A 1,145-nucleotide genomic window follows, 5' to 3' on the forward strand; every position below is an offset into this window, starting at 1 on the left:
CTCATTGTCGCGACCGATAACAGGATCTATTTTTCCAGCTTTAGCTTGCTCAGTAAGATCCGTTGTGAACTGATTCAATGCTGAGTTCGAGCTACTCGTCGCCTTAGAAGTATTGTTTCCACCATCGCCCACATGCTCTTTAATTACGGCTAGGCGAGATGGTTCGACTTTGTCTAGCTCCGCGCTAATAGCATTCATCATATTCACTAGCGTGTCATCAGAAAGATACGCAAACAGTAAGTGGATACAGTTCACTTGTTCTTCATGAAACTCTATCGTTGCGCACATCAAAGCATTCTGCATCATGGTTACAGTATGAGCAGAAAGGCCTGGGACGGTTTGGCATCCAGTTTTGTATTTTTCAAGCTGAGCTTGCAGTTGTTCTTCGACTTTTCTTTCATCAATATCACAAGCTTCAAACACTTCTGAATAAATACCGGATGGATGTTGAACTATCGCCAACAACCAGTGGGTCAACTCTATACTATGATGTGTACGCGAACTTGCCATTGCCGCCGCTTGCTCTAGCGTTTCCTTCGCTTGCGGAGACAATCTTTCGACCAACGCTGAAAGTGATAATGAAGCCATTATGTTTCCTTTAAACCGTAATTGTTATGTTGCGATCTTCCGTACGTTCATGTTTTTTCAGTACAGAGCCGACACCTAACTGACCTTGTTGCTTAGATATTTGAACTTGAGGCAATAGACTATGTTTAGTCGTAAGTTGCCACTTAACGTGCTTGTGTTTGCCAATGAAGTCACCTGCTACCCGTTTTATCGTTTTCAATGTATTGGTCTTGGGTAATAGATTTTTGACTTGCTTACTTTCCTTTGGGAGGAACTCAATTGTTGTACTTGCATTGATATTCCAGGCTTTTTTTCCTAGTGAGGCACCAGCACCGAGTTGTGCAAACTGGCCTTCGGGCATACTTTTCGATGCCAAACGAGTTTGTTCAGATTTAGACAGTCGCATCCATTGACCTTGAAACTCGTGAATACGAATTTGGCAACCAGACAAACATTCCAAAATGCTCTTCAATGCACCTTTACTTCGTGTTGGAGATGCATACATGCCGCCATAATGCAGTGCAAGATCATTCCCATCGCCAGTCAATGACGACATGCAATCAGTTAATGGGGAGCGC

At 43.2% G+C, this 1,145-nt stretch carries 2 protein-coding genes; both read right to left on the minus strand.

All coding sequences use genetic code 11. From position 1 onward, the window contains the following. The coding region (locus R7E42_RS25015) for a Clp protease N-terminal domain-containing protein (protein WP_318073240.1) at positions 1 to 588 on the minus strand (588 nt) is incomplete at its 3' end. Between the two features lie 10 nt (positions 589 to 598). After that, positions 599 to 1,145, minus strand: a 547-nt coding sequence (locus R7E42_RS25020) for a type VI secretion system baseplate subunit TssG (protein ID WP_318073241.1), incomplete at its 5' end; no start/stop codon positions are given.

It is taken from the genome of Vibrio sp. Vb1337 (genome assembly GCF_033338715.1).
GTDB lineage: Bacteria > Pseudomonadota > Gammaproteobacteria > Enterobacterales > Vibrionaceae > Vibrio > Vibrio alginolyticus.